Source organism: Cytophagaceae bacterium (assembly GCA_016722655.1).
Taxonomy (GTDB): Bacteria; Bacteroidota; Bacteroidia; order Cytophagales; family Spirosomataceae; genus Leadbetterella.
Genome location: JADKIR010000004.1, coordinates 1,301,699 through 1,327,618, shown reverse-complemented (window position 1 = coordinate 1,327,618; position 25,920 = coordinate 1,301,699). Strand labels below are relative to the sequence as shown.

The following is a 25,920-nucleotide window of genomic DNA, read 5'->3' as shown; positions in this document are numbered from 1 at the left end:
TTTATTTTTCTGCCCTGTTTTCGCAATGTTCTTTTTTGCAATTGCCATAGAAGATTAAAGAATGGTGCATTACCTCAAATTCCAGAAAATCTCCCACCATGTTCTGAATGTTTTGAACCCTGGGATCACAAAATTCCAGTACTTTGTTGCAGTCCATACAGATCAGGTGATCGTGCTGTTTAAAACCGAAAGATTTTTCGTACTGAGCAAGATTACGGCCAAACTGATGCTTTGTAACGAGGTCACACTCCACCAAGAGGTCAAGAGTATTGTAAACAGTAGCCCTACTTACCTGATATTTTTTATTTTTCATAGAGATGTAAAGGTCCTCTACATCAAAATGGTCTGTCCGGTTGTAGATTTCTTCCAGAATAGCATATCTTTCAGGCGTTTTTCTCAATTGTTTGTTTTCGAGATACGCAGTGAAAATTTGTTTTGCCGAAAGGAAATTTTTATTGTTTTCCATCAGATAAGTTCAAAGAAATACAATTCAGTATTTTTAAAAAGCAAAATTAAGAGATTTTAAAAGGAATTGTATGAATATTTAATCAAAACTCCAATTTTAAACCAAATCTATCATTTGAAGTAAATCCCAAGTTTAAATCAAATTCGTTTTTGGAGGTTTTTTTCTTGTTACTATTGTTGTAGATGTTAACGGATTTTTCCCTGAATTCATTACCGTATTCCAGCAGGCTTACCCCCAAAGAAAATACGGCTATTCCTCCCAATACCTGAAAAATGGGTCGTTTATAATACACATATGTTTTTCCATCAATCTCCACTTCCATTCGGGTACCTTTAATAGCATCATAAGCCATATAAACACCTCCAGCCATCAATCCGCAGCCAGAAGGAATAAAATATTTTGAACGATTAATCAGAGATATGGGTTTTTTCATACCTTTTTCTAGGTACATTTCGGTGACTTTTTTGTCTGAAATCTTTATGCCGTTCCGATAAATTTTGGTGTTAACAAATACCCTTTTTGCAATTAAAATATTAGTGCTGTCGCTATTTTGAGAAAACGATACCCGGGGAACTCCAATGGAAATCCCAACCGAAAGATAGAAAACAAAAATTATCTTGTCGAATTTTTTCATTTGGTGAATGTTATTCCGTGGCCGCTCTTATTACAGAGTTTACACCTTCAATCTCTTCCAGTTTACCTATCAGAATATCAAGATGTTTTGTGTCAAATACGTAAACTTTTATTTTTCCCTCAAAAATACCATCAAAAGTCTCAACTGACAAACCCCGCATGTTAATATGGAGTTCACCCGAAATTACTTTTGATATATCCTGAATCATACCAACCCTGTCAATGCCACTTAGTTCTATTGTCACGAGGTAGGATTTCTCCAATTGGCTTGCCCATCTTGCTTTAATTACCCTATTTCCATAGTTTGACAACAATTGTTGGGCATTTGGGCATAGATTACGATGGATTTTTATTCCTTCGTTGATGGTTAAGAATCCAAAAACGTCGTCTCCAGGGATGGGATTACAACAACGAGACAGAGTAAAATCAATTTGCTGCATATCGTCACCAATGAGCAAAGTATCATTTCCTTTTACTTTCTGAATTTCTTTTTCAAAACTTTTGGCGTCTTTAAAAGCCTTTTCGTCAATCACAATTTTTTTCTGACGATTGGCCATTGCCTCTCTTTCCTGCTTAAATTTCTTTATTTCATCGGGTTGTATATAAGTTTTTCCAAAGAAATAAAACAGTTCATTATAGTCTTTTTTATTGAAAAAAGCCCTTAACTGATTGAGAACTTCCAGGGTAGGTTCTATACCCAGATTTTTGAGTTTTTTGTATATTATCTCTTTACCTTCGGTAACATGGGTTTTATTTGATTCTTTTAATATGTCTTTTATTCTGGCTTTGGCTTTTGAGGTAACAACAAACCTTAGCCAGTCTTCAGAAGGTTTTTGATTTTTTGTAGTCAAAATCTCAACCTGATCGCCGTTTTGTAAAACATAGCTGATAGGTACCAGATGGCTGTTAACTTTCCCTGCGGTACATTTTTTACCGATTTCAGTATGTATGTCAAATGCAAAATCGAGCACGGTTGCCCCTTTTCTAAGTACTTTAAGGTCTCCTTTTGGTGTAAATACAAAAACTTCTTCACTAAAAAGATTACCTCTGAAGTCTTCTAGAAATTCAATAGCCGAATTGTCTTTGTCAGCCAGGGTATCCCTAACCTGATTGAGCCATTGATCTAAAGGCTTATCGAGTGAAGTGTCTGCTCCTTTATATTTCCAGTGTGCCGCATAGCCTTTTTCTGCAATTTCGTCCATACGTTCCGTCCGAATCTGAACTTCAACCCACACCCCTTGATTGCTCATTACGGTTGTATGAAGAGATTCATAACCATTTGCTCTGGGTGTTGATATCCAGTCTTTTAGTCGGTCAGGATTGGGGCGGTATTCATCAGTTACAATAGAATATGCCTGCCAGCAAGCTGCTTTTTCTTTATCGTGCTCAGATGGAGGGATACCTTTGATTATAATACGAATGGCAAAAAGATCATAAATATTCTCAAATGAAACGTTTTGCGTTGTGAGCTTTTTCCAGATTGAATAAATATGTTTTGGCCTGCCTTTGATATAGAAATTTAAACCTGCTTCTGTAAGTCGCTTATTAAGTGGTTTCATAAATCCATCAATCAATCTCTTTCTTGCGATTTTTGATGAACTTAATTTTGACGATATCTCCTTATACTTTTCCGGTTCAGTATATTTTAAATAAAGGTCTTCCAGTTCTGATTTGATCTGATAAAGTCCAAGCCTGTGTGCAAGTGGTGCATATATATAAATTGTTTCGTGTGCAATCTTCAGTTGGGAGTTTCTGGCCATGCTACCAAGTGTACGCATGTTGTGCAGCCTGTCAGCTAATTTTATCAAAATCACCCTTACATCTTGAGATAGTGTAAGTAGCATTTTTCGAAAGTTTTCGGCTTGTGCACTTTGAGTTTGCTCAAAATTCTCAGCGATTTTGGTGAGTCCATCAATAATCTGGGCTACCTTAGGCCCAAAGTCTTTTTCGATTTCTTTGAGTGTAATATGTGTGTCTTCAACTACATCATGCAATAAAGCACAAATAATCGACGTGGGCCCGAGACCAATTTCTTCAACACAAATCAATGCAACCTCTAATGGGTGATAAATATAAGGCTCCCCTGATTTTCGACGCATTTCTTTATGAGCATCCATCGAAATATTCAGAGCTTTTCTTATCAATTTGGTATCACCTTCTTTTATATACTCTTTGGCTCCAATAAGAATTTTACGATACCTTTTAGATATCTCTTTCTTTTCAGATTCAGAATAATATTCTTTTTCTGGTACAATATTTTGATTTATCCCTACACTCATAAAAACTGCTGAAAACGGAAAACATAGTTAATATGCTAAAGTAAACAAAAAATAAAGAGTGCAAAAGAATTGAACACTTTTATAAGAATCCGATTATCCTTAATATTATTAATCAGAAGAAATCCTAACAAAGATTTAGGGTTTCGCCAGGGTATTCATTTTTGTATAAATTTTTATCGGATTAGAATAATTGTATTGTTTCAGGTATGATAGTTTTATCAAAAACATGTATTTCTTCAAAAAAAGAGAAAGATTTTTTGAATTATAAAAAAATAAAAATAACTTTGCAGCCCGAATAAGAAACGGTCTTATTCTATGCGGGCGTGGCGGAACTGGTAGACGTGCTAGACTTAGGATCTAGTGCCGCAAGGCGTGGGGGTTCGATTCCCTCCGCCCGTACTTCTAACCCTTCAAACCGGATACCCAGTTTGAAGGGTTTTTGAATTTTTATGAACTTCTGTAAAAAAAATCGATTAATTGATGCAAACAAAATTTGACAAAATATCTTCAACTTTCGCTAATCTCACGGTGGAAGTTTCGGAGGCCGACTATGCACCCGCTGTAGATAAAAAATTAAAAGAATATGCCAAAACCGCACAAGTGAAAGGGTTCAGACCTGGACATGTGCCTTTGCAATACATAAAAAACATCTATGGAAAAAGCGTGTTGATTGATGAGGTGATAAAAATTGCATCAGAACAAGTTAACAAAGCCATTGCTGACAATAGTCTGAAAGTTGTTGGAGAACCTCTTCCGAAAGAAGATGCTTACAAAGTTGACTGGGCAGCCCAAAAAGACTTCACATTCGAATATGAAGTAGGTTTTGCTTCAGATTTTACCGTAGATGTTGATACGCTTCCTGCAATAACTCATTATGAAATAGAACCTTCAGATGAGCAAACCGAGAAGTCTATAGAAGATTTGAAAACCCGCTTTGGAAAAGAAACCGAGCCGGAGGAGGTAGAATTGGGAGATTTGGTTTTTGGAAAATTGAGTCAGGAATCAACCGAATTCTTTTTCCAATCGGGAATTCCTACTGATAAAGTGAAAGAAGCGTCGCAATTTATATTCAAAGGGCTGGAAAAGGGAAGCAAAGTAACTTTTGATATTCAGTCAATTTTTGAGACTGTAAAAGAATTAGGTTTTGCTACCGGAAAATCAGACGAAGAAGCAGCTGCTTTGAGTGGTGAGTTTGTGTTTGAAGTTGAAAAGATTACAAGAATTCAACCTTCAGAATTGGATCAGGAGTTTTTTGATAAAGTTTTGGGTGGAGCCGGAAAAGCAACTGATGAAGCGGATTTTAAAAAACAAGTGAAGCAAATAATAAAAGGAAACTACAGCAGAGAGGCAGATTTCCTTTTAGATTTTGACATAGACAATCTTTTGGTGAGCAATACGGCCATTGAGCTTCCGACAGAGTTTTTGAAAAGATGGTTATTGGATCTTAACGAAGGAAAAGCTACCCAGGAAGACATTGACCGTGAGTTTGATGCCATTGCGAAAGGTTTGAAATTAGATTTGATTAAAACCGAAATTGCCAAACAACACGATTTAAAACTGGAATACAACGATGTGTTGGAAGAGGTGAAAGAAGAAATCAGAGGATATTTCGGTGGTCAGGGTTTTGAAGGTATGGAAGACTTCATTGACCAAATGGCCAAAAAACAACTCGCCGAGAAAAAACAGGAAGATGTAAGAAAATACACCGACAAAGCGTTTGGTCGTAAAGTGGTGAATTTCCTGAAAGAGAAGGTCAAAAAAGATCAGAAAACTGTAATGGTTGAAGAATTTACTGAAATTGCCAACGAAAGGTTCAAAGCATAATTTCAGTATAAATAATATTAAAAATCGGGTATTTGACTAGTTCAGATACCCGATTTTTGGTTTATAATATTGAACTTTTAAAAACTTTACATAGTTTTGATTCTAGATATTTAAAAAACCGAATAATCATGCATTTAGGAGAAGAATTTAGAAAATATGCCGTACACCATGTAGGAATGAGCGGTCTCACCATCGACGACTACATGAAACACAATGTGACCAACATGACTCCCAATATCATCGAAGAGCGTCCGATGCGTTTCGCTGCCATTGATGTTTTCTCGAGATTAATCATGGACAGGATCATTTTCTTAGGTACTGGGGTCGACGACCAGATAGCCAATATAGTAGTAGCTCAACTCTTGTTTCTCGAATCTGTTGATGCCAAAAAAGATATTTTGATGTACATCAATAGCCCGGGTGGATCGGTTTATGCCGGTTTGGGAATGTATGATACCATGCAATATGTAAGACCCGAAGTAGCTACAATCTGTACTTCTTTGGCTGCTTCGATGGGTGCTGTATTATTAGCAGGTGGTGCTGCGGGAAAGCGTACCGCTCTTCCTCACGCCCGTGTGATGATCCATCAACCAAGTGGCGGAGCACAGGGTCAGTCAAGAGACATGGAAATCACTGTTAAACAAATCATTGAGCTTAGAAAAGAACTTTATGAAATATTGGCCATCCATACCGGAAAGCCATTTGAGCAAATTGAAGCCGACTCAGACCGTGACTACTGGATGAAAGCCGAGGAGGCCAAAACTTACGGTCTCATTGACGAAGTATTATATCGCAATTGATAAGTTAAATTAGTTGTTATAAGAAAGAAAGCTCTTCCATTTGGGAGAGCTTTTTTTGAATATTAGCTCCCGAAAAATTTCTAAGGAGGGTCATTTCCGTAGGTTAGACCGGTTATATTTGAAAATGTAGGTCAGTACCACAGATCAGACCGGTCAATTCCAACCAAATTTTAAAATCTAGTCTAATTTAAATCTAAAAAATATACCCAATTTACTTATGCATAACAAAACTATGCATATATTTGAGAAAAATATTCCAATGAATCAACATATAAAGGGCAGCCTGAGTACGATTATCTTAAAACTTCTGCACGACAACGGCAGAATGTATGGCTATGAGATAACTCAAAAAGTAAAAGAATTAACACAAGATGATATACAAATCACTGAGGGTGCCTTATATCCTATACTTCACAAGCTTGAGTCTGAAGAAGTTCTTACGTCTGAGTCAGAAAAAGTAGATGGAAGAACTAGAAAATACTATAAGATTACACCCAAAGGCAATGCCGTTGCTGTAGATAGAATAGCGGAATTACGTGCTTTTGCCGAAAACCTGAATCATATTTTAAACCCTAAAATTGCATTTTCATGAAACTTACTGAACCACAAATCGCTGAAATTGAAAAATATATTCTGGATTGGGAGATAGAATATCGTGAGTTTTTTGATGAAATGGTTGACCATTTTGTGACAGATATTGAAGGCCAAATGAACAACGGCTCAGATTTTTATTCTGCATTTCATATTACAGCCGGGAAGTTTTCGGGAAAAACTTTCGACAAACGAAAAAATGTGGAATATTTTGGTTTGAAAGCCTTTGAAATGGAAAGTATTTATGATTACGAAAAATCTTATAGCTCGGCATTTTGGAAACAGGTGCTTCTTCAATTTTATACTTTTAGGATCTTGTTTTGGGCAGTTTTCGTATTTTTTTTGATTCAAAACCCTCTACTTTTTAAACCGTATTTTATAGTTTTGTTAATACTTATGCTTGGAATTTATGCCTTGCTTTATATAGCAACACCTCCGAAACTTACTATAAAAAATATTTTTAATAAGAAAAATTCAAATATAGATGACCGTAAGAAACTACTAAAGAGTAATATGAAAATTCACGCAATATTTTTGCGGAATAATGCCCTTTATGCCTTAATTCTAAATTCATTTAATATTATAAACATGATAAGAACAGAGAAGGACATGGGAATTTTCAATTTTATTTTTATGATTGTGATTTATCTTGCTTTAGTAAGTAACCTGGAAGTAATTTTACGTTTTAGGCCACTAAAACTCAAAATACAATGGCCTTAAATAATCTCACCTCTTAAAAAAAATATAATCCGTTACCGGTGGTTCGCCTCCAAGCCTTCTGATTTCTGAAAGCACTTGTCCCCGGTGATGAGTTGCATGGTTCACCATATGGAAAAGGATATCTCCTACCTTACTAATCATCGGGATTCCTTTGGAAGTTTTATAGCTAATCTTTTCATTCAAATCACATTTTTGAATATAATTCTGGCTATTCAGGTGGTTTTCTTCTATCAGTTTACTCATATTTACAGGTTCAATAATATCCCAAACGCTCAAAACAGGCACTGTACACTCTAGACGGTTGTTCCAGATGTGATGTGCGTCAATTATATGACTGAATATCCTGGAATTATAACCGTTAAGTAAATGAGGGTTCTCAAGGAAAAGATCAGTCAACTTTTGATTTTGAACGCGTGTGTATTCAAATTTATCATTAAAAAAATCTTTCATAATTATAGCCTGTTAGTTTTTTACAAAACTAAAAATTGTAAAGAAAAATTTCAATTTTACATATCTGGCAGAGGGTTATAGATTTTTACCAAAAGGTATATTTGCAAAAATCAGATTTCCAAATTCAGAATTTATTCCAAATAATGGAAAAGACATTATTGGGCGGTATCATTTTTATATACTTAAATAACTAATTATCAATATTTTATTTTCAAAGATTTTATTTCGTCTTTTTGGCATAAGTATTGGATTGACCTATCAGCAATGAGAATATTATGTCGGGAAGTTAGTGTTTGATATCGACCTCCGGCTAAGTTCAATAAATAATTTACAAAAATGCGGATAGGTATTGAAGCTCAAAGGATTTTTCGGCCACACAAACATGGCATGGATGTGGTGGCTTTGGAGCTGGTAAAAGCCATTCAGAATATTGATACAGAAAATCAATATTTTATTTTCATAAAAAAAGATGAAGACAGCGGCTGCCTTAAATCTACTCCAAACGTAAAAGTGATTGAAACCTCATCGTATCCTTATATTATTTGGGAACAAATAATTCTTCCCATTTATGCCTGGTACTACAAAATTGATTTGTTGCATTGCACTTCTAATACAGCTCCGTTTTTTTGCCCTTGTCCGATAATTCTCACGCTTCATGATGTGATTTTTATGGAAAAAAGAAAAGGAAAAAATACCATGAGCTGGTATCAAAAGTTTGGCAATTTATACCGAAAATGGCTTGTTCCGGCAATCATCAGAAGCACGACCAAAGTGATTACTATTTCACATCAGGAAAAGGAGAATATTTTAAGCTTGACAAAAATTGAAAATTCAAAACTGGAGGTTATCCACAATGGCGTAAGTAGAAATTTTGGACAAAAGATACCCGAAGCACTGGCTTTTGAAATATCCGAAAAGTTTTTACTTAGCGATGAGTTTGCCTTGTTTTTAGGTAATGTAGAACCCAGAAAAAACACTCCCAATCTATTAAAAGCATTTGTTGCTTTTGCACAAAATCACCCGGATTTTCAGTTGGTAATAACGGGCGTAAACCGAAAGTTTATCGTCGATCATATGCCGCCAAACACCTCAAATATTCTGAAACGACAAATCATTACACCGGGCTTTGTAAGTCAGGACGAGCTGACATTCCTTTATAGCTATGCAAAGGTATTCCTGTTTCCCTCTCTTCGTGAGGGATTCGGGTTACCTATTTTAGAAGCCATGAGCCAGGGTACACCGGTAATCACCTCCAACACTTCGAGTATGCCCGAGGTTGCGGGAGAAGCGGCCATTTTAATTGACCCCAATAATCCAGATCAAATCACTTCTTCCATGGAAAATCTGATGAATAATAACGCACTGAGACAGGACCTCAGGTTAAAAGGACTTGAAAGAGTCGGGCATTTTAGTTGGGAAAATACCGCAAAGAAATATTTGGAACAATATTATTCAATAATGTCATTAAATCCTCATCAAGAGGTGCTTTTGCAGTCAGCATAATTTTAAAAAATTAAAGTCTTATGAATACATTTTTAGAAATATCATTTTGGTTTATAATCTTTTTGGTTTTTTACACTTATATCGGCTACGGAATTGTGGTTTGGGTTTTGGTAAAAATCAAGAATCTATTTAAAAAACCGGGACCTAAATACATTGAAAACGCCTATGAACCCAAGGTCACGCTTGTAATTCCGGCTTATAATGAGATGACTTGTATTGAAGAAAAACTACGTAATACTTATGCGATTGATTATCCTCAGGACAAACTCGAGGTGTTATTTGTGACAGAAGGTTCTACCGACGGCACTACCGAATGGCTTGAGAGTAAAAGAGGCGAATATCCCAACTTGCGTCTGCTTAGCGGTAACGTAAGAAGAGGAAAAATAGAAGCGATGAATATTGCTGTTAAAACGGTGACAACGCCGGTAGTAATCTTTTCTGATGCCAAAACACACCTCAACAAATTGGTTATCAGGAATATCGTAAGGCATTTTATTGACAAAAAAGTAGGAGCCGTGGCTGGCGAAAAGCGTGTAATGATGGATGCCTCTGAAGCAGCAGCTGGTGCAGGAGAGGGGCTTTACTGGAAATACGAATCTTTCCTGAAAAAACTTGATACCGAACTTCACACGGTAGTAGGAGCAGCCGGAGAATTGTTTGCTGTACGTACCGAACTTTTTGGAGAAGTAGAAAAAGACACATTGCTTGATGATTTTATAATTTCACTGCGTATAGCTGCCGATGGTTTCAGAGTTGTATATGAACCCGATGCCTTCGCTTCTGAGCGTCCTTCTTTCTCAATAGCCGACGAGATGAAACGCAAAGTGAGAATCGCTGCCGGAGGATTTCAGGCGATGGCCAGATTAATGCCTCTGCTTAATATTTTCAAATACGGATGGCTCTCCTTCCAGTATGTATCGCATAGGGCGATGCGTTGGGCAGTGACACCTTTTTGTCTGCCATTGTTAGTTGTAATCAACAGCCTTTTGATAAATCAAAATACATTTCTCGATAACCGAATCTATCAATTATTACTCGCGGGGCAATTTCTGTTTTATGCCCTTTCAGTCTTAGGATACTATCTTGAAAGCCGTAAAATCAGAGTAAAGCTGCTATTTGTTCCATTTTATTTCAGCTTCATGAATTACTGTGCCATTAAGGGATATTTCAGATACAGGAATGGCATTGGTTCGGGAATTTGGGAAAAAGTAAATAGAGCCGCTTAAATTTTACAAAATCATGACAGACTTTGGAATGCCGGTTTGGGTTAAAAACCTTTTAAAAAAACCTCTGAATATTGCCGATTATAGTTCTGAAGAAATTCAGGAATTAAAACAAAAATTATCACGATTCAGAGTTGAAAATCCTTTGGTGAGTATGGTGATTCCGGCATGGAATGAAGAATTCGGTATTCTACACACCCTTTGGTCACTTGCGAATTCCGATTTAAAATATCCTACCGAATTAATCATTGTTGACAATAATTCAACCGATGGCACATCTAATCTGTTGCATGATTTGGGCATAAAGACTGTTTCAGAAACCAAGCAAGGTGTTGGCCATGCCCGTACCACAGGTCTTGCCGTAGCCCAGGGAAAATATGTTTTAACCGGTGATAGTGATACTTTGTATCCTCCTCATTGGATTAATTTGGTGATTGACGCATTTCAGTCTTCTGATGTTAAACCAGTTTATTGTGTTCACAGCACCTATTCATTTATTCCCGAAAATCCGGGCCAAAGGTGGATGTATGGGATTTATGAGTTGCTGAGTAGTTTTATTTCAAAAAGAAAAGAAAAAAACGAACCATATCTCAATGTATATGGCTTTTACATGGGTTTTGAAGCTCAAAAAGGCAGGGATGTAAATGGTTACGACATTGAAGTACAGCGAACTTTCAGAGGAACGGTGGGTCAGCTGGAAACCAATGCTACTGAAGATGGTATGATGGCTCTAAGGCTCATGCAGGCGGGAGGAAAAATAAAAGCGGTACATGACAGCAAAGCGAAGGTCTGGACCAGCGATCGCCGAATTCAATTAGATGGTGGTATAGTAAATGCGTTCAAAATCAGATTTAAGAAATATCTTTCCAGATAATGAGTATTGTTTCAATAATAAAATCAAATCCCGGCATCAAGCGATTTGTACATTGGTGCTTGATTCCGAGTCACCAGGCCAGGCCGAGAGTTTGGGTCAAGTGGTTTGTCAATCCATTTTTCCATAAAAGAGGGAAAGGTACTCTGATTTGCAGAAGAACCCGGGTGGATGTTTTGCCTTTTCAGCCTTTTGAAATGGGAGACTATTCTACTATTGAAGACTTTGCAACTATAAACAATGGTGTAGGCCCGGTTAGAATCGGCAAACATACCCGAATCGGTATCGGAAATGTAGTCATAGGACCGGTAACAATTGGTGACAATGTGATTTTTGCACAAAATATTGTAATGAGCGGGCTCAATCATAACTATAAAGATCCTAACACTCCTATCTATTTGCAGGGTGAAACCGTATCTGAAATCACAGTGGAAGATGACTGTTGGATTGGTGCCAATGTGGTAGTCACAGCCGGAGTAAAAATTGGAAAACATTCAGTGGTGGCGGCCGGAGCCGTTGTAACAAAAAGTATTCCTCCTTATAGTGTAGCCGTGGGCAATCCCGCCAGAGTTATCAAGCAATACGATGCCCAATCCGGTGAATGGATAAGCTTAAAATCAAACTGATTTTTTCTCAGAATAGGTATTAAAAGCCAGATTCCAGAACAATTCCAGTCGGTTTTCCCAACTATTTTCCTGTGAGGCAAGATATCTCCCTTCGAGTTTTTCGTCTTTTGCTGAAATAGCCTCAGGGATAGCTTTCAAAAAATCTTCATGTGTGGCTGCCAGTTTGATATGTTTTCCAAACTGATTAATGTCTTCCGAAAAATCGGTTGATACTACTGACCTTCCAGCAGCCAGGTATTCGTTTATTTTCAAAGGATATATACCACCTGTCAGATTATTTTTTCTGAAAGGAATTATAGCACAATCAAAATATTTTAGATATGAAGGCAGTTCTTCGATTCTTTTGGGACCTGTAAACCTGATATTGGGATACTGATCAAGATTGATTTTGGTAAATTCTTTATCCTTCCTTGGACCTACCATTACCACGGTTTTATCCTTGTTTTCTTCAAGAATTTTTACAAGCAATTCATAATCAATTCTTTGGCATAGTGCCCCTGTATAACCGATTATTGGGGTTTTAATATCTTCCAGTTCCCTGGGTTTTGCAAGACTTTCATTGACCGCAGTTCTGAATAACTTTACATCACCGCCATTGGGGAAATAATTTATAAACCGCTCGTTTCGCTCTCCGATTTTCCGGCACAACTGTTTTGAAGTGGCCATTACAAGGTCATAATTTTTGATGCAAATATTTTCCTTTCTTAGACCATGCCCAGGCACTTCTTCAATGGCGTCGCGACTATGGTACACGCTCAATGTGGGATCAAGGTAACGGTTGACTTCAGAAAGATACAGAGGATTGAATGAGTTAATAAGAATATAATCTTTTATGCCATTTTTTTTACAAATTTTCTTAATTATACCTGCCAGGATGCGATTATTAATATCACTGGTCCATTCATATAAACTGCCCTCAGCCATAGAGTAATTCGGGATTACTGCTTTGGGAGTAACAGCTGTAAATTTTTCAGGATAACCGGTTACTTTCCGCATGAAATTTTTACCCCAAAGCAGTGCTTTCATTCTACTTTTCACGGTTTCACTTTTCCTTTCTCTCCAGACATCTGCTAAGGAATAAGGAAAATCAATATAGTAAACTTCATTTTCACGGCTTAATACCTTCGCCAAAGAAAGCGATGCTGACGATACATCACCATCCCAACGTGACATGCTGGTGATAAAAACCGGAAGTTTTCTGAATATATTTTGATCAATCATGATTAAAAAGGCAAATCTTTACGCGTTGCACGAGGTTTGTTTTTGTGGTTTTTTCCAGACTTAAAACCCCAGATAATCGCAAATATGATAAAAGGAAAAATAACACTCCAGGGCATATTAACTATGATTTTGGTTGGAATCGCCATGAGGCGTATGAATAAATTGTTTTCGGGCCTTTCCTATTTGAGTTAGTGATTTCAGAATGCCTAAAATCGCACCGGGAATCTCCAGAAATGCCTGCAAAAGGTTTCTGTTATACCAGTTTCGGGGAATTCCTATCAGCAAACTAAACATAAGCAAAAAACACAAAACCAGATTTATAAGAAGCAGGTTTTTGCTTATGAAAAAACTAATAAAGATTAATGCCAAAACTGCCACCACCAAAAGCACTCTGGGAAGCAGATAAGTCTGAAAAACTTTATTAAAAAAAGCCACATTTCCTTTAAAGAGCTGTACCCAGCTTTCGAGGAAATATTTCTGAAAAAATTCTACTTGGGTTGCCAGCCATCGGCTTCTTTGTTTTGAGAATACGTCACTTTGGGCTACTTTTTCATCCAAAACATGTGAATCATCGAGGAAAGCAATAGGAATTCTTTTTCTGACGATTCTAAACTCCAGCTCTTTATCTTCACCGGATGTATCACCGATATTCTGCATGATTTCGTTGAACAGTTTCCAGTCGAATGCCATGCCGCTTCCAATCAAAGCCGATGGCAATCCTAAAGCCACATGTCCGCGTCTGAAGATATGATTGTTTATCTCCTCGGTACATGCATCCAGCAAGGCAAACGGGGTATTGATGTTTTTTGCAATTCTATGGCCTTGAACGACCTTATAACCAGACGCATAGGCATTATTGAGTTCTTTCAAAAATCCGGGCTCCATATGGTTATCAGCATCAAGAATAAGCACGAGATCCACTGGGACATCCTGGGTAAGTTCAAGGGCATTATGCAGAGCCTTTCCTTTGGTACTCTTTTCAAAATGTACCTCTATCACTTTAATCGGGAGTGATTTCAACGTGGCCAATGTTGAGTCAGAAAACTGGTCGGCAATTACCACCATTTCATATTTTTCTTTGGGATAATCTTGCAACAAAGCATTTTGGGCAGTATCAATTATTACCTTATCTTCTTTGTAACCCGGAATAAATATTCTGATTTTGTGAAAAGTATCCGCTTTGGTAAATTTTTTCCTTGATCCAATATGTCCTGCCAAAGAAAATATCAGCAAATAAAAAACCTGAATGGCTGCATAGCAGGTTAGAATAGTAATAATTATCAGAAACATGTTGTAAGCCATTTTAGTCGATTTTTAATTGTCTCAGAAAATTTGATGAATGTATGGAAGGTTCTTTATTTGCCGAATGAGTTAAATTCCACTTTAAGGCATTGAAAATAGCTTTTGAGTGTCCCCATTCTTTTTTAAGAGCATGTTTGAGCATATGGACTGGTGTGGAAACCAGAGTAAAAAATCCTGCTGCCATCAGAAATTGTAAAATCGGGTAGTTCCGTCTGATGTACAAAAGGCGGTTTCGGAAAAGATAATAAGATTTAAAAGCCGAGTTTTTTCCTGTCGATACCGATTCTTTATGAAAAATAGAAGCTGTACCTACATAATGCACCTCCAAACCAGCCTTTTTAAATCTGTAAGCCCAATCCAGTTCCTCGTAATACAAAAAGAATATTTCGCTCATTTGGCCTACTTTTTCCAGGTCTGACCTTCGCATCATCATGGCGGCACCATTGGGTAAGTCAGTCCTACGACAATCGTCAAATGTTCCATCATCTTTTTTCAAATAACCGATATCATAGCTTCGGCTGGTCAGCGGGCTAAGACCCACCGCACCGGCATATTGAATAGTATCCGGCATGAAGTGATATTTGATTTTGGGGCAGGCAATTCCACATTCAGGGTGGTTTTCAAGATATTCAACTAATGTACCCATAAGATCCGGCGTAAACTCGGTGTCGTTGTTGGCCAAAAATATGTATTCTCCTTTTGCAAAAGCCAAACCCAGGTTATTCCCTCCCGCAAAACCAAGATTCTTAGGAGATGAAATGTGTATTATTAATGGAAAATCTTTCTTCAGATGTTCAGAAGTAAGTTTGGGAGATGCATTATCAACCACAATAATCTCAAAATTGTCATAATTCTGAGTATTTAAGGATGTCAGCATCTCTGCCGTAACTTTTGGAGTGTCATAATTGACAGTAATTATCGAAACCAAAGGTTTTTTCATGACTGAATCAGTTTTGATTGTGGTGTGTCCCATTTTCTACTTATAAAAACCAAAGTCCAGGATATAAATACAATAACGGATGAAGGCAGAGCATTCATTACTTCATTTCCATAGCTTGCGAAAAGACTTCCAAACGACCCTGCACATAGAGCAATCACCTGGTTTCTTAAGACGGGATCTCGTGTGTACCAGGCTATACCAGAGCCTTTTGCAATTATAAACATCATGATTCCAAACCATAGTATAAAGCCAATGATGCCGTACATTACCCAGATTTTTACATACAAGCTATCAGGTGGTATTTTCGCAGTGGGTATATGTTTGTTATACGTGGTTCCCCATTGACCGATTGTCCCTACACCAGTACCAAAAGGCTTACTGGCCAGCATATCTTTTAATATTCTCTGATTGATGAGCCTCACTTGCAATGATGCATCGTTGGGGTCGAGAGAGGTTCGCATTCTACGAATTTGGTCATTTCCCTGACCGATGTAGGTGAATTTTAGCATTCCGAAAAACCCCACGCCAACCAACAATCCCATAACAAGAAGTTTGGTTTGTCTAATTAAGATTAAAAACAATAAACCACCACCTAACAAGGCTCCCATAGCTCCTCTTGTCCCGGAAATTAGCATACCATAGAAAATAAATGCTGTTGCGACCCAATAAAATAGTTTCCTTCGGAAAGAATATGGACCTGTAGCCAACACGCCACTAATTACTGCAATATGAGCCTGTGAGGCACCAAACTGAGCTGCTTCATTATAAAATGAAAACACCCTGAGTTTACCAAATAAAATGTGGGTCTTTCTTGCACCGGCCTCAAGCCAACGATTTTCGGCAGCATCCACACCAAAATAGAGCTGTTTTATACCATATAGAGCTCCAATCAGTGAGATAATGATAATGATATTTAAAAATAAAGTCATATCTGACTTCTTTTTCATAATCAAAATAGTGAGTGGAGTCATCAGAAACCAATAGAGAGCTGCCGACCGCATTTCCTGAAACCATCCCTGAATACTTGGTCTCGATGGATTAGCAATTTGAAGCACAGTAAGACCCATCCAGAATACAGCCAACCAAACCAAATTATTATTGAGGTGTCTTAATCTGAATTTGTGAGTTCTGAAAAAGAAAATTGCCAGCCATGTAATAACCATCAGCCCATCAACTAAAAGACCGACTTGTAGTCCGGGTATGTGTTTCCCTATCGTAGGCATAAAAAAACCATAGAGCAATACGCTTATAAAACCAACTTTAGGATTGTAAAATACCCAGATAATATATGCTATTGCAAAAGGAAGGACAATAATTGCGGCTCCTGCAGCCACTCCGCCATTTGCCAGAAAATATCCGAACATTATGGTAGCAGCAATCACCATCAATATGACAATTGATTTTTGATAAATGTTTATTTCACTATTTGAGGATGACGCAATCATCTCGAAATGGCCAGTTTTATTTTAACCTTTTCCAATATTTCCTGAAAATTTTGGCCAACTAAAGGCATTATTTTTTCATCATTCAAAACTCCTGCTTTTTTGATAAATAAAATACCCAGAAAACATCCTGTTGCTGCATTGATTACAGAAGCAAATGCAACCCAACGCAAGTCTCCTGAAAAATATAAGGCGGCTATATCTGCCACAATATTTACAAGTGCCATCATGGCAACTTTCAGGAAGTTTAATCCAGGTTTTTGAATAGCATCCAAAACAATTCCTGTGATACGGTTTAGTGGCAGAAACGCTCCAAAAAATACAAATACTCTGAAAATGTCTGCCGAACTGGCATATTTTTCACCTCCAATAATTAAAACAAGAGTAGGTGCCAAAATAAATGCCAGAATCAGCCCGGGGATATACAAAATATAGGCCCAGGTTAAATAACTAATAAATGCATTGTTAAATCTATGTTTTTCGCGGGCATTATGATATGCTGCCAATTGTGGAAATGCCGTGGTGCTTAAGGTTCGCAATGGTATTTCAAACAATTCGGTGAGTTTTTGAGGAATCGCATAAAGGGCCACAAAAGTTGGTCCCAGAAATGACCCAATCAAAAATGTATCAGCACTTTTGAGAATATTGGTCGTTCCTAATGTTGCTAAAGTATATTTAATTAGATTCACCAGACCCTTAACTTCTTCTTTAGTTTTTTTAAAAATATTTGCAGGGTTGGTTTTTTTACTAATTAAAACATACAAAAGAAGGATAAAATTTACTCCCACATGTACCGTGGCCAGCCATTGCAATGAATTAAAACCCAAAAAAGCAAATGAGGCAACTATCAGTGGATTAATACTTTGTAATATTCGTAATAATAACAAAAAAATGAGATTCTGATCGGCAACTGCCTCAGCTTCTGCAATGTGAAGAGGTAGGGTAATTATTCCTAAAACAGAATACCAAACGCAAAATACCTTAAAACCGGAATCAGCAGAACCAAAAGGCAAAAAATAAGTTACTACCAACGCAATTCCGGAAATCAACACAACAATACTTCCTAACCAATAAGCACTACCGATTACCCGGTTCCTTTTTTCGGAGTCTTTTTCTGAAACCTTCATAACCAGGGCTGATTGTAAACCTCCCGACTTAACCATTTCAAATAGCACAACTGAAGTCATATAGATCAAATATTCTCCTAAAATTTTAGGATCTAATATTCTCACCAACCACATAAACGACACCATGCCAAGAGCCGCTGGCAATACTTGCCCTGATAATGCAAGAATCTGATTTTTTACAACTTTTGATGACATGATTATCGCACGTTTATTTAATTTTCCGACGTTGACCAAATTGGAATTTCACAATTTGTTTTAATATCCTTCTGAAATAATTCCTGTTTTTAGGTACTTCGCCAATGTACTCCTCCGCAAAATCGGTTTCAACTCCATTGAGTAAAAGCCAAGGTTTTGTGCCTGTAGTATTTCTGAAGATTGCCAACATTTCTTTGTCAATCCGTGTCCAGACTCTGTTGGCCCTTGCTAAAAGAATTGTAAGATCCAAAACAGGGAATGTACCAGGTTTAATGATTAAGCTATCAAATGATGGTAATTCATAAATAATGACCTGAGCGGAATTATTACTTTCTAGATCCTTAGAATTCATGGGTTCCCATTGGATTATTTCGATTTCGTATCTAAGTTTTTCAAGCTCATATTTTATTATTTCTGCAATTGTTGATTTTCCTTCTCCTCTTTCAGTACTTGCCAGACCTATTTTTATTACTTTATTGTCTGAAAACTCAATTTTTGAAAGCAATTGCTGTACTAATCTTAATTTTGACATTTTCATAAATCTCGGGCTTTCACTGGTCAAAGGGAAAAGCCCCAAAAATGGTATATCGATTAATTTTGCTGCCCTTTGTGGCTCCAGTAAGGTTTTGTTAATGAGTGCATTAACAAGAATAAATGCCAGAACCATTACAAACCCCACCACAAAAGACAAAGCAACCTGAAGCATTCTCTTTGACCTGTTGGCCTGAACAGGTAAATACGGCGGATCCACCACATTAAGTTTTGTGGTGAGTTCCGCATTTTGCTGATTAAGTCTCGCCATGCTCAATCCATGCAAAAGTTCGAGATAAGCCTCTTCCGATACTTCAATTTGCCTTTCAATTTTTTTGAGCATAGCTCCTAGCGGAGCATATCTTTTATATTCCTGATCAAATTCTTTCTTCCTTTCATCCATTACAGCCAGGCGAGCTTTGCTTTGTTCAAAGGTCAGCGTGGTTTTCAGCCATTCATCCAAAATGTCTTTCGTTGGAATACCTTCTACTGTATTGGTTTCCTTGTAAAGGCTTTCCAAAGATTTTTTCAGATTTTTTTCTTTGTCAGCGACTTGTGCCTTATAGTTTTCCAAGTCATGTTTCTGTGATTCTGTCGCATTACTTCCGGCTAGCTGAAGGGTAGTAATCTGGGTATATAATTTCGATAGTTCCTTTCTTTCTTCAAGTATTTGGGTATTGTAAATATTTTGATAAACCCGATTCTTGATACTGCTATTTACTTTTTTCAATGAAACATCAGATGCATGTTTATCCATTTCCAATGAATGATTCAGAGCATATAAATCCTCTTTTTCACCTGCGATGGCCTTTGTTTGTTCGTAATAGTTGATGATATCGTACTGTTTGTTAAACTGTAGAAACAACCTTTCAGAAGAATCAAGTTTTGCGAAAGCCTTTTCGGTTTCTTCTTCAAAATACTTTACAACAGACTCCGTTTGGCCCTCTTTTAACAGCCTGTGTTTTCGCATAAAGGAATGTTCCAGAAGCTCCAATGTTCTTTTACAAATTCCCGGATCATTGGTTTCATAACTTATTTTTATCAAGTCACTATTCGAAATCCTATTAGCTTTGATGGTATTGAGTGCTTTAAGAGAATAGTAAGGATTTGTTGAATTGATGATTTCAATTATCAGATTGTCATCTGATGAATTCATCATTTTCAATATATTCTCCTTTGTTTTCTCTACGGTAGCACCTTTAAGTTTTTTCTTAGTTTTTTCGTCAATCAAATTATTCAAATCACCCAGTGCTTCATATCCAATTTCTTCCGAATTAGATTTTGTTTTTTGTAAATGTTCGGCCAATAGGCTAATACTTACATCTTCTTTAGTCTCACGTGAGTCAATCAGAGAAATAAGGTTGTCAAAAGCATTGCTGGTAGAATAAAAATCAGCCTTGTTGGTTCCATTCAGACTATATCCTGAAGCGATTCCGGTATAAATTATTGATTCTGAAGAATAAACCTTTTTTTCATTTCTGGTAAAAAAATATACCGAAGCCGCCAGAATGACAGGAATAGAAATCAGCCATATTAAATTTCGAAATAATAATTTTATGAAATGTAAAAAGCTCATTTTAAGGTATTTAATAATTCATAAAAATCAACCCCTGTGATTGCCTTTAACTGGAGCAAGCTCTGCTGATATCTGTTGAGATTGGTTTCATAATCGCTTTGTGCTTTGATACTGATTTCCTGAATCCGGGAAATCTGATCTAAAGTGAGTTGACCATTCAGAAATTCTTTTTCAGCCATGGTATAGTTTATTTCTGCAGAGTTTTTATTGAGGCTGCTGTTTTGCATCAGCTTATAATATAGCTTCAGTTCCATGTAGTAATCTATCACTTGCTGTTTCACCAGAAGTTTGGTCTTATCGATTTCCGACTCCGCCATTTTTATTTGGGCATTTCCGGCTCTAATGGTATGTTTTCTGTTTAAAACCTGATTCAATGGTAGCTGCAATCCTATTCCAATGTTATAAAAACCCGTTTGGGTGTTGGTTATCAGGCTTCCCTGGTCTTCGATTTGTGCACTATTTACAGCAGCATAGTTGGTGCCATACATATAGCTCGACCTTAGTGAAAGTGAACTATAAATTGAATTTCTGGCGATGACAGCATTGGAACTCACAAAATCACGTGATGACCTTATTCTGTTTACTTCTGGAGAAATGGCTTGAGCAGAATCTATCAGGGCATCCAGCAATAAATCCGAATTGAAAGCATTATCAATCAGGAGTGTAAGATTTTTCTCCTGAGCAGTAGCTTGAAATCCGGCAGTTGCCAGCAATAATACCATGTATATCTTTCTAATTTTCATACTCTGATTTTTTAAAGGACTTATCGGTGAAATCATTTCAATCCTAAAAGAAAATACTTTTTCACAATCCTTTTTCCAAATAAGGTACTATCCAATATTGTGCCATATTTAGGGCTTTGAAAACACAATCAATTGCCTAGAATGTTAATTTTCAAACAATTAAAACTTTCAATTGTACTTAACCAAGATTTGTAGCCACTTAATAAATTTTTTTTATATTCTGGTTTTGGGACGCCATTCCAAAAATTGGAAAATTGGAAAATATTTAAAAAAAAGATTTTTTTTAAGATTTATTTTTCAAAAAAAGATAGTTCTGGTGATACTACGTATTATTGAAGAGGAGGGTCTTTTTTGAATTTTATTATTTGCTAAATAAAAAAGGGAGGCTATTAATGGCTAAAAGCCATAGCAATTTTAAAAACGGAACATATTTTGATGTAATTTTGTAAAAAAATAAATAAGAACAGAATGGCTTCAAATAAAGAGCCCCATTGCTCCTTTTGTGGAAGAAAGAAAAATGAAGTTGAGATATTGCTTTCAGGTACCGACGGCCATATATGCAACAATTGTATAGAACAAGGATTTGACTTAATACAACAAGAGCTTGGCGTTTCCAATTTTAAACCTGGGAAAAAGAAGAAAAGTGCAGCACCCAAATTTGATATAAAACCACCCATTGAATTAAAGAATTATCTTGACAAATATATTATTGGTCAAAATGAAGCCAAAAAAGTTCTTTCGGTAGCGGTATATAATCATTACAAAAGGTTGTCTCAGCCAAAAGGAGAGGAAGATGTAAATATCGAAAAATCAAATATTATAATGGTGGGTGAGACTGGTACCGGTAAGACTTACCTTGCCCGTACCATAGCTCGTATGCTTCAGGTGCCTTTTGCAATTGCCGATGCAACTGTGCTTACTGAAGCCGGTTATGTGGGTGAAGACGTTGAGAGCATTTTGAGCCGTTTACTCCAGGCTGCAGATTTTAATCCGGAACTTGCCGAAAGAGGGATAGTATATATTGATGAAATCGACAAAATCGCACGTAAATCAGATAATCCATCTATTACACGAGATGTAAGTGGAGAGGGAGTTCAACAAGGATTATTAAAACTCTTAGAAGGCTCTATCGTAGGTGTTCCGCCACAGGGAGGTAGAAAACATCCGGATCAACAGCTGGTACAGATTAATACCGAGAATATACTTTTTATTTGTGGAGGTGCTTTTGACGGAATTGCCCGTCATATTGCCAAACGTATCAATAAAGCTCCGATTGGTTTTAAAGTAGATGTAAACTCAATTGATTTCAATAACGAAGACAGTTTGTTGCGATTTGTTACACAACAAGACCTTAAGTCATTTGGTTTGATTCCTGAACTAATCGGAAGGCTTCCACTATTAACCTACTTGAATCCTTTGGATAAATCAACCCTAAGGAAAATCTTAACTGAGCCTCAAAATGCTTTGGTTAAGCAGTATAAAAAACTGTTTGACATGGAAAGCATCAAGCTCATTTTTGAAGAAGACGCCCTGGATTATATTGTTGACCAAGCCATTGTTTTCAATTTAGGAGCCCGTGGTTTACGGTCAATTTGCGAAGCCATTCTTACTGATGCCATGTTTGAGTTACCATCTGATAAATCAATCAAAACATTTGTGGTTTCTAAAGAATACGCTCAAACCAAATTTGAGCATTCGACTTTTTATGAAGTAAAATTGGTGGCTTGATCAATTATAATCCTAATCTTTCTTTTGAGTTATATGAATAAAAATTTTAAACCTTTATTGATATCTTTCTTTTTTTGGTTTTTATTAGATTTCATATTACAACTTAACATTCATAGATCTTTTACTCTCATTGATGACCACACCATCATTGCTGCATTGGATTATTTTGATAGTCAGGGCACTTTTAATTATTTCAAAGAAATCATTAATGACTCAGGCAGATTCCGGCCATTATTAGGTATTCACAGGATATTTTATGCTAAACTTTTTGGCACAAATATTCAGTTAATCGGATACTATTATCTTGTTCTTGCAGGTATAACCACATTTACACTATATAGTTATTTTAAATTATTAGGATTAAAGATAATTGAGGCCACGGTGATCACATTATTGATAATGTTTGGAATGCAAGGGATAATTTGGTGGTCGTTTGATTCTGCAGAATATAATGGAATGTTATTTTTCTCAATAGTATTGTTTTCAGGCCATAAATGCTTTGAAAGCAGGCGTTTGATTTGGTTGCCTGTTTTTTGGATCTCTATTATTTTGATGAGTATTTCAAAGGAGAGCTTCATTTTTGTTTTACCTTTTTTAATGATTTTGTTTAGAAAGAATAAAATTGCTTTTGGGGGCATATTTTTAATTTTCCTAATTGAATTAATTTATTTGAAATTTTTCCTTGGAACTACCTACGGCACTGTTGGTGTGGACAATTCCTCATATAGTTTTTATAATTTGTTAAAAGTATTTGTTCAGTACTTGATTCGGGGTTATGGAATTCCGTTTCTTATTTTATCAGGTTATTTAATTTATGATAACCGTAGAAATCTTAATGACTTTTTGTTTGAGAATAAAATTAATATTTTGATCTATATAGTAGGAGTTTTGCCTTTTTTATTGATTTATTCTAAGTCTGGCCTGAATGTCGGCAGATATTTGTATCCATTGCTTATTCCTCAATTTTTGGTCTTTTATTATTTACTAAAACAAGTTTATTCTCAAAGAATTAAAAACCTTTTGTATTTGATAACGATGGTTTTGTTCACGTATCATTCTTTTAAGTTTTTTCAGATTCAAAAAGAATACGCCAATGAAAATATCAGATTAACGAGGTTTTATAGTTTAATCAAAAACAAAACCAGAGAGTCAGAGAAAATACTCCTTTTAGCCAATCCTACAGAAGATTTTGAGAAAGCCGGGGCTTTAATGAGTTATTTTCATTCAAAGTTGATGTTAAATAGAGGAAATGCAAAAATGGACACTGTTCAAATTTCCAGAGTTCCAATAGATAGCCCAATTAACGATTCATTTATGGGGTTTTATAAAAAGTATCTGAAAGAAACTAAAGAGCCCGAAGAAGATTATAAGTATTGGATTGTAATCAATGATGAGGTTTTAAAGACCATTAAAACTAGTAATAAGTTGAAAAAACCTTTTGAAATTTTTTCTGAAGACAACTATTCAATTCTCATTTTTCAAAAATAACAAAAAAGAAAACGGATTTTTTGCCCTGTTTTTAGAGTTAAATAAAAGCCCTTGATTCAATAAAATCAAGGGCTTTTTATATGTCTTCCCCAATTAGGCATATACATTTAAGGCCGATATCGCATCTTTTACTCCCAACATCATCATATTTGAAAGGTGACTGGCCACATTGCTTTCAAAATCTTTCAATATACTCAAATCATATCCCCAAAGTTCTTTGTTTTTTAATACTTTAGAGACAATTTCCTGAGCAGAATATTGGTCCCATAAATCTTTAAAATATGGAGCTGCGTCACAATTAATAGGGTATTCCTGGCCATCATATTCTCCAAAATATTTTCCTTCTGAAGTATGACTCACTTTCATAAACAGTAAATAAGCTGCAAAACATCGTGCAAAATACTGTGGAACGGTTTCAAAAGTTTTATAATAATTTATCAAAAGTGGTATGGCCCTCATTTTCATTTTTGTGGTGTATTGAAGAGTAATACTTATCCATTGGTGCTCAAGATAAGGATTCCTAAACCTGTCCATTACTTCTCTGCCATAACGATGGGTGGTTTTAATATCGAGTTCCATTGGGATAGAGGGTCCCAACTCCGTCAACATCAAAATTGTCAAATACTTTTCCATCATTTCATCATGAAGGGCATCTTTAACCAGTTTAAAACCACTTAAAAATGCCATTCCGCTCAAAAGTGTATGCGTGGCATTGAGCATACGTAGTTTTAATTCACGGTATTTTTCAATATTTGAGCTAATCACAACTCCTTTATCTGCTTTTGCAAAACCAAGAACATCTTCCAGATTATCACCCTCAATAGCCCAAAGCTTGTAAACTTCAGCTTTGAGAATTAATTTGTCTTCATATCCCAATTGAGAATAAAGGTTGGTAAGTTCTTCACTCTGTGGCTTACCGGGCACAATTCTATCAACCAATGAGCTGCAGAACCGCACTTTTGACAAAATCCAATTTTCAAATTCCTGACTCAACTGATTAAATTTCAAATGCTTTAAAACTGCCTCTTTCAATATTTTACCATTATCCACCAATAGTTCAGTTGGAATAATCACAGTTTCTGATTTAACTGTACTAAATCTTCTGTAGAGCCAGGCCGTGAGTTTTCCGGGAAAAGAATCGGGGCATCTGTCAATTATTTCTTCTTCTACATAATTCAGACCCACTTCTGTGGTGTTCGAAATCACCAGGTCGATTACGGGATTTTCAGCGGTTTTCAATACGTCTTCCCAATTGGTTTTTGTACTTAATACCCTGCTTATGCTTTCTATTATTACGTTTTCTTCAATGGTTTTGCCATTTTCAATGCCTCTTACGCAAACCGTATAAAGATTATCCTGATTGGTAAATTCTGAAACATCAGGACCAGTAGTCTTAACTACCACAATCCTACCTTTGTATATTTCACTTTTATTAGCTTTATCAATCAAAAAATCACACAATCCCCGCAGTAGAACCCCGGTTCCAAATTGTAAAACTCGTTCGGGATATTCGGAAATTTTTGAAGATGTTGTTATCGTATTTCTGTTGAGCATTTTGAAAAGAATAATTCCCCAAAATTACCAAAAGACTATGAAAATATTTAGTGTTTTAATACCTATGTTCTGTAAAATTCTGACAAT

Annotated in this window: 22 protein-coding genes and 1 tRNA gene; 11 read left to right on the top strand and 12 right to left on the bottom strand. The window is 36.3% G+C overall.

The features are described from left to right. Position 1 precedes the first annotated feature (1 nt). From IPP61_06305 to IPP61_06295, 3 genes are all read right to left on the bottom strand, one after another. Complete coding sequence (locus IPP61_06305; GenBank protein ID MBL0324778.1) at positions 2 to 466, bottom strand: transcriptional repressor; 465 nt, start codon at positions 464 to 466, stop codon at positions 2 to 4. An 82-nt stretch (positions 467 to 548) separates the two neighbouring features. Beyond that, positions 549 to 1,100, bottom strand: a complete 552-nt coding sequence (locus IPP61_06300; protein ID MBL0324777.1) for a hypothetical protein — start codon at positions 1,098 to 1,100, stop codon at positions 549 to 551. A 10-nt stretch (positions 1,101 to 1,110) separates the two neighbouring features. After that, on the bottom strand, positions 1,111 to 3,378 hold the full coding sequence (locus IPP61_06295) for a bifunctional (p)ppGpp synthetase/guanosine-3',5'-bis(diphosphate) 3'-pyrophosphohydrolase (protein MBL0324776.1): 2,268 nt from the start codon (positions 3,376 to 3,378) through the stop codon (positions 1,111 to 1,113). 317 nt (positions 3,379 to 3,695) lie between these two features. Here IPP61_06295 and IPP61_06290 point away from each other — a divergent pair. The 5 genes from IPP61_06290 to IPP61_06270 all read left to right on the top strand — a co-directional run bounded on the left by IPP61_06290 (position 3,696) and on the right by IPP61_06270 (position 7,313). Further along, positions 3,696 to 3,777, top strand: a tRNA-Leu gene (locus tag IPP61_06290). A gap of 81 nt (positions 3,778 to 3,858) precedes the next feature. Then, positions 3,859 to 5,202: a trigger factor gene (locus tag IPP61_06285; protein MBL0324775.1), complete on the top strand. Its 1,344-nt coding sequence runs from the start codon at positions 3,859 to 3,861 to the stop codon at positions 5,200 to 5,202. 176 nt (positions 5,203 to 5,378) lie between these two features. Then, the gene (locus IPP61_06280; GenBank protein ID MBL0324774.1) at positions 5,379 to 6,002 is read left to right on the top strand and encodes an ATP-dependent Clp protease proteolytic subunit; all 624 of its coding nucleotides are present in this window, start codon (positions 5,379 to 5,381) and stop codon (positions 6,000 to 6,002) included. A gap of 259 nt (positions 6,003 to 6,261) precedes the next feature. Continuing rightward, positions 6,262 to 6,594 carry a PadR family transcriptional regulator gene (locus IPP61_06275; GenBank protein ID MBL0324773.1) on the top strand — a complete coding sequence of 111 codons (333 nt, stop codon included), beginning with the start codon at positions 6,262 to 6,264 and terminating at the stop codon, positions 6,592 to 6,594. Then, positions 6,591 to 7,313 carry a hypothetical protein gene (locus IPP61_06270; protein MBL0324772.1) on the top strand — a complete coding sequence of 241 codons (723 nt, stop codon included), beginning with the start codon at positions 6,591 to 6,593 and terminating at the stop codon, positions 7,311 to 7,313. Before IPP61_06275 ends, IPP61_06270 begins: the two co-directional genes overlap by 4 nt. A 6-nt stretch (positions 7,314 to 7,319) precedes the next feature. On the opposite strand, the gene IPP61_06265 is transcribed toward IPP61_06270, so the two are convergent. After that, positions 7,320 to 7,763 carry a hypothetical protein gene (locus IPP61_06265; GenBank protein ID MBL0324771.1) on the bottom strand — a complete coding sequence of 148 codons (444 nt, stop codon included), beginning with the start codon at positions 7,761 to 7,763 and terminating at the stop codon, positions 7,320 to 7,322. A gap of 336 nt (positions 7,764 to 8,099) precedes the next feature. On the opposite strand from IPP61_06265, the gene IPP61_06260 reads away from it, so the two are divergent. Genes IPP61_06260 through IPP61_06245 form a run of 4 tightly spaced genes read left to right on the top strand, consistent with a single transcriptional unit; the run spans position 8,100 to position 11,986 of the window. Continuing rightward, positions 8,100 to 9,266: a glycosyltransferase family 4 protein gene (locus IPP61_06260; protein ID MBL0324770.1), complete on the top strand. Its 1,167-nt coding sequence runs from the start codon at positions 8,100 to 8,102 to the stop codon at positions 9,264 to 9,266. Positions 9,267 to 9,286: 20 nt separating this feature from the next. Continuing rightward, entirely contained in the window at positions 9,287 to 10,492 is a 1,206-nt protein-coding gene (locus tag IPP61_06255) for a glycosyltransferase family 2 protein (protein ID MBL0324769.1), read from the top strand. Between the two features lie 13 nt (positions 10,493 to 10,505). Beyond that, on the top strand, positions 10,506 to 11,363 hold the full coding sequence (locus tag IPP61_06250; protein MBL0324768.1) for a glycosyltransferase family 2 protein: 858 nt from the start codon (positions 10,506 to 10,508) through the stop codon (positions 11,361 to 11,363). After that, positions 11,363 to 11,986, top strand: a complete 624-nt coding sequence (locus IPP61_06245) for an acyltransferase (GenBank protein ID MBL0324767.1) — start codon at positions 11,363 to 11,365, stop codon at positions 11,984 to 11,986. The genes IPP61_06250 and IPP61_06245 overlap by 1 nt, the downstream gene beginning before the upstream one ends. On the opposite strand, the gene IPP61_06240 is transcribed toward IPP61_06245, so the two are convergent. The 7 genes from IPP61_06240 to IPP61_06210 form a co-directional block, all read right to left on the bottom strand. Then, complete coding sequence (locus tag IPP61_06240) at positions 11,978 to 13,207, bottom strand: glycosyltransferase (GenBank protein MBL0324766.1); 1,230 nt, start codon at positions 13,205 to 13,207, stop codon at positions 11,978 to 11,980. The two genes, IPP61_06245 and IPP61_06240, sit on opposite strands and share 9 nt — an antisense overlap. Positions 13,208 to 13,324: 117 nt before the next feature. Continuing rightward, on the bottom strand, positions 13,325 to 14,509 hold the full coding sequence (locus IPP61_06235) for a glycosyltransferase (GenBank protein ID MBL0324765.1): 1,185 nt from the start codon (positions 14,507 to 14,509) through the stop codon (positions 13,325 to 13,327). Position 14,510: 1 nt separating this feature from the next. Then, positions 14,511 to 15,449, bottom strand: a complete 939-nt coding sequence (locus IPP61_06230) for a glycosyltransferase family 2 protein (protein MBL0324764.1) — start codon at positions 15,447 to 15,449, stop codon at positions 14,511 to 14,513. Further along, positions 15,446 to 16,894: an O-antigen ligase family protein gene (locus tag IPP61_06225; GenBank protein ID MBL0324763.1), complete on the bottom strand. Its 1,449-nt coding sequence runs from the start codon at positions 16,892 to 16,894 to the stop codon at positions 15,446 to 15,448. The genes IPP61_06230 and IPP61_06225 overlap by 4 nt, the downstream gene beginning before the upstream one ends. Further along, positions 16,891 to 18,213: an oligosaccharide flippase family protein gene (locus tag IPP61_06220; GenBank protein ID MBL0324762.1), complete on the bottom strand. Its 1,323-nt coding sequence runs from the start codon at positions 18,211 to 18,213 to the stop codon at positions 16,891 to 16,893. Before IPP61_06220 ends, IPP61_06225 begins: the two co-directional genes overlap by 4 nt. A 13-nt stretch (positions 18,214 to 18,226) precedes the next feature. Then, positions 18,227 to 20,320 carry a hypothetical protein gene (locus IPP61_06215; GenBank protein ID MBL0324761.1) on the bottom strand — a complete coding sequence of 698 codons (2,094 nt, stop codon included), beginning with the start codon at positions 20,318 to 20,320 and terminating at the stop codon, positions 18,227 to 18,229. Then, complete coding sequence (locus IPP61_06210; protein ID MBL0324760.1) at positions 20,317 to 21,063, bottom strand: TolC family protein; 747 nt, start codon at positions 21,061 to 21,063, stop codon at positions 20,317 to 20,319. The genes IPP61_06215 and IPP61_06210 overlap by 4 nt, the downstream gene beginning before the upstream one ends. 468 nt (positions 21,064 to 21,531) lie before the next feature. Between IPP61_06210 and clpX the strand changes: the two genes are divergently transcribed. Beyond that, complete coding sequence (gene clpX, locus IPP61_06205; GenBank protein MBL0324759.1) at positions 21,532 to 22,791, top strand: ATP-dependent Clp protease ATP-binding subunit ClpX; 1,260 nt, start codon at positions 21,532 to 21,534, stop codon at positions 22,789 to 22,791. Positions 22,792 to 22,824: 33 nt separating this feature from the next. Then, positions 22,825 to 24,279: a hypothetical protein gene (locus tag IPP61_06200; protein MBL0324758.1), complete on the top strand. Its 1,455-nt coding sequence runs from the start codon at positions 22,825 to 22,827 to the stop codon at positions 24,277 to 24,279. A 93-nt stretch (positions 24,280 to 24,372) separates the two neighbouring features. Here the strand turns inward: IPP61_06200 and IPP61_06195 are convergent, their stop codons facing one another. Next, positions 24,373 to 25,833, bottom strand: a complete 1,461-nt coding sequence (locus tag IPP61_06195) for a tagaturonate reductase (protein MBL0324757.1) — start codon at positions 25,831 to 25,833, stop codon at positions 24,373 to 24,375. Between the last annotated feature and the right edge of the window lie 87 nt (positions 25,834 to 25,920).

What these genes read in the sequence shown, in the direction of transcription:
- IPP61_06250 (MBL0324768.1), top strand. Translation starts at nt 10,506, where the DNA reads ATGACAGACTTTGGAATGCCGGTTTGGGTTAAAAACCTTTTAAAAAAA.
- IPP61_06260 (MBL0324770.1), top strand. Translation starts at nt 8,100, where the DNA reads ATGCGGATAGGTATTGAAGCTCAAAGGATTTTTCGGCCACACAAACAT.
- IPP61_06240 (MBL0324766.1), bottom strand. Translation starts at nt 13,207, where the DNA reads ATGATTGATCAAAATATATTCAGAAAACTTCCGGTTTTTATCACCAGC.
- IPP61_06305 (MBL0324778.1), bottom strand. Translation starts at nt 466, where the DNA reads ATGGAAAACAATAAAAATTTCCTTTCGGCAAAACAAATTTTCACTGCG.
- IPP61_06230 (MBL0324764.1), bottom strand. Translation starts at nt 15,449, where the DNA reads ATGAAAAAACCTTTGGTTTCGATAATTACTGTCAATTATGACACTCCA.
- IPP61_06235 (MBL0324765.1), bottom strand. Translation starts at nt 14,509, where the DNA reads ATGGCTTACAACATGTTTCTGATAATTATTACTATTCTAACCTGCTAT.
- IPP61_06300 (MBL0324777.1), bottom strand. Translation starts at nt 1,100, where the DNA reads ATGAAAAAATTCGACAAGATAATTTTTGTTTTCTATCTTTCGGTTGGG.
- IPP61_06210 (MBL0324760.1), bottom strand. Translation starts at nt 21,063, where the DNA reads ATGAAAATTAGAAAGATATACATGGTATTATTGCTGGCAACTGCCGGA.
- IPP61_06275 (MBL0324773.1), top strand. Translation starts at nt 6,262, where the DNA reads ATGAATCAACATATAAAGGGCAGCCTGAGTACGATTATCTTAAAACTT.
- IPP61_06195 (MBL0324757.1), bottom strand. Translation starts at nt 25,833, where the DNA reads ATGCTCAACAGAAATACGATAACAACATCTTCAAAAATTTCCGAATAT.
- IPP61_06215 (MBL0324761.1), bottom strand. Translation starts at nt 20,320, where the DNA reads ATGAGCTTTTTACATTTCATAAAATTATTATTTCGAAATTTAATATGG.
- IPP61_06285 (MBL0324775.1), top strand. Translation starts at nt 3,859, where the DNA reads ATGCAAACAAAATTTGACAAAATATCTTCAACTTTCGCTAATCTCACG.
- IPP61_06295 (MBL0324776.1), bottom strand. Translation starts at nt 3,378, where the DNA reads ATGAGTGTAGGGATAAATCAAAATATTGTACCAGAAAAAGAATATTAT.
- IPP61_06220 (MBL0324762.1), bottom strand. Translation starts at nt 18,213, where the DNA reads ATGTCATCAAAAGTTGTAAAAAATCAGATTCTTGCATTATCAGGGCAA.
- IPP61_06255 (MBL0324769.1), top strand. Translation starts at nt 9,287, where the DNA reads ATGAATACATTTTTAGAAATATCATTTTGGTTTATAATCTTTTTGGTT.
- IPP61_06270 (MBL0324772.1), top strand. Translation starts at nt 6,591, where the DNA reads ATGAAACTTACTGAACCACAAATCGCTGAAATTGAAAAATATATTCTG.
- IPP61_06265 (MBL0324771.1), bottom strand. Translation starts at nt 7,763, where the DNA reads ATGAAAGATTTTTTTAATGATAAATTTGAATACACACGCGTTCAAAAT.
- IPP61_06225 (MBL0324763.1), bottom strand. Translation starts at nt 16,894, where the DNA reads ATGATTGCGTCATCCTCAAATAGTGAAATAAACATTTATCAAAAATCA.
- IPP61_06200 (MBL0324758.1), top strand. Translation starts at nt 22,825, where the DNA reads ATGAATAAAAATTTTAAACCTTTATTGATATCTTTCTTTTTTTGGTTT.
- IPP61_06280 (MBL0324774.1), top strand. Translation starts at nt 5,379, where the DNA reads ATGAGCGGTCTCACCATCGACGACTACATGAAACACAATGTGACCAAC.
- clpX (MBL0324759.1), top strand. Translation starts at nt 21,532, where the DNA reads ATGGCTTCAAATAAAGAGCCCCATTGCTCCTTTTGTGGAAGAAAGAAA.
- IPP61_06245 (MBL0324767.1), top strand. Translation starts at nt 11,363, where the DNA reads ATGAGTATTGTTTCAATAATAAAATCAAATCCCGGCATCAAGCGATTT.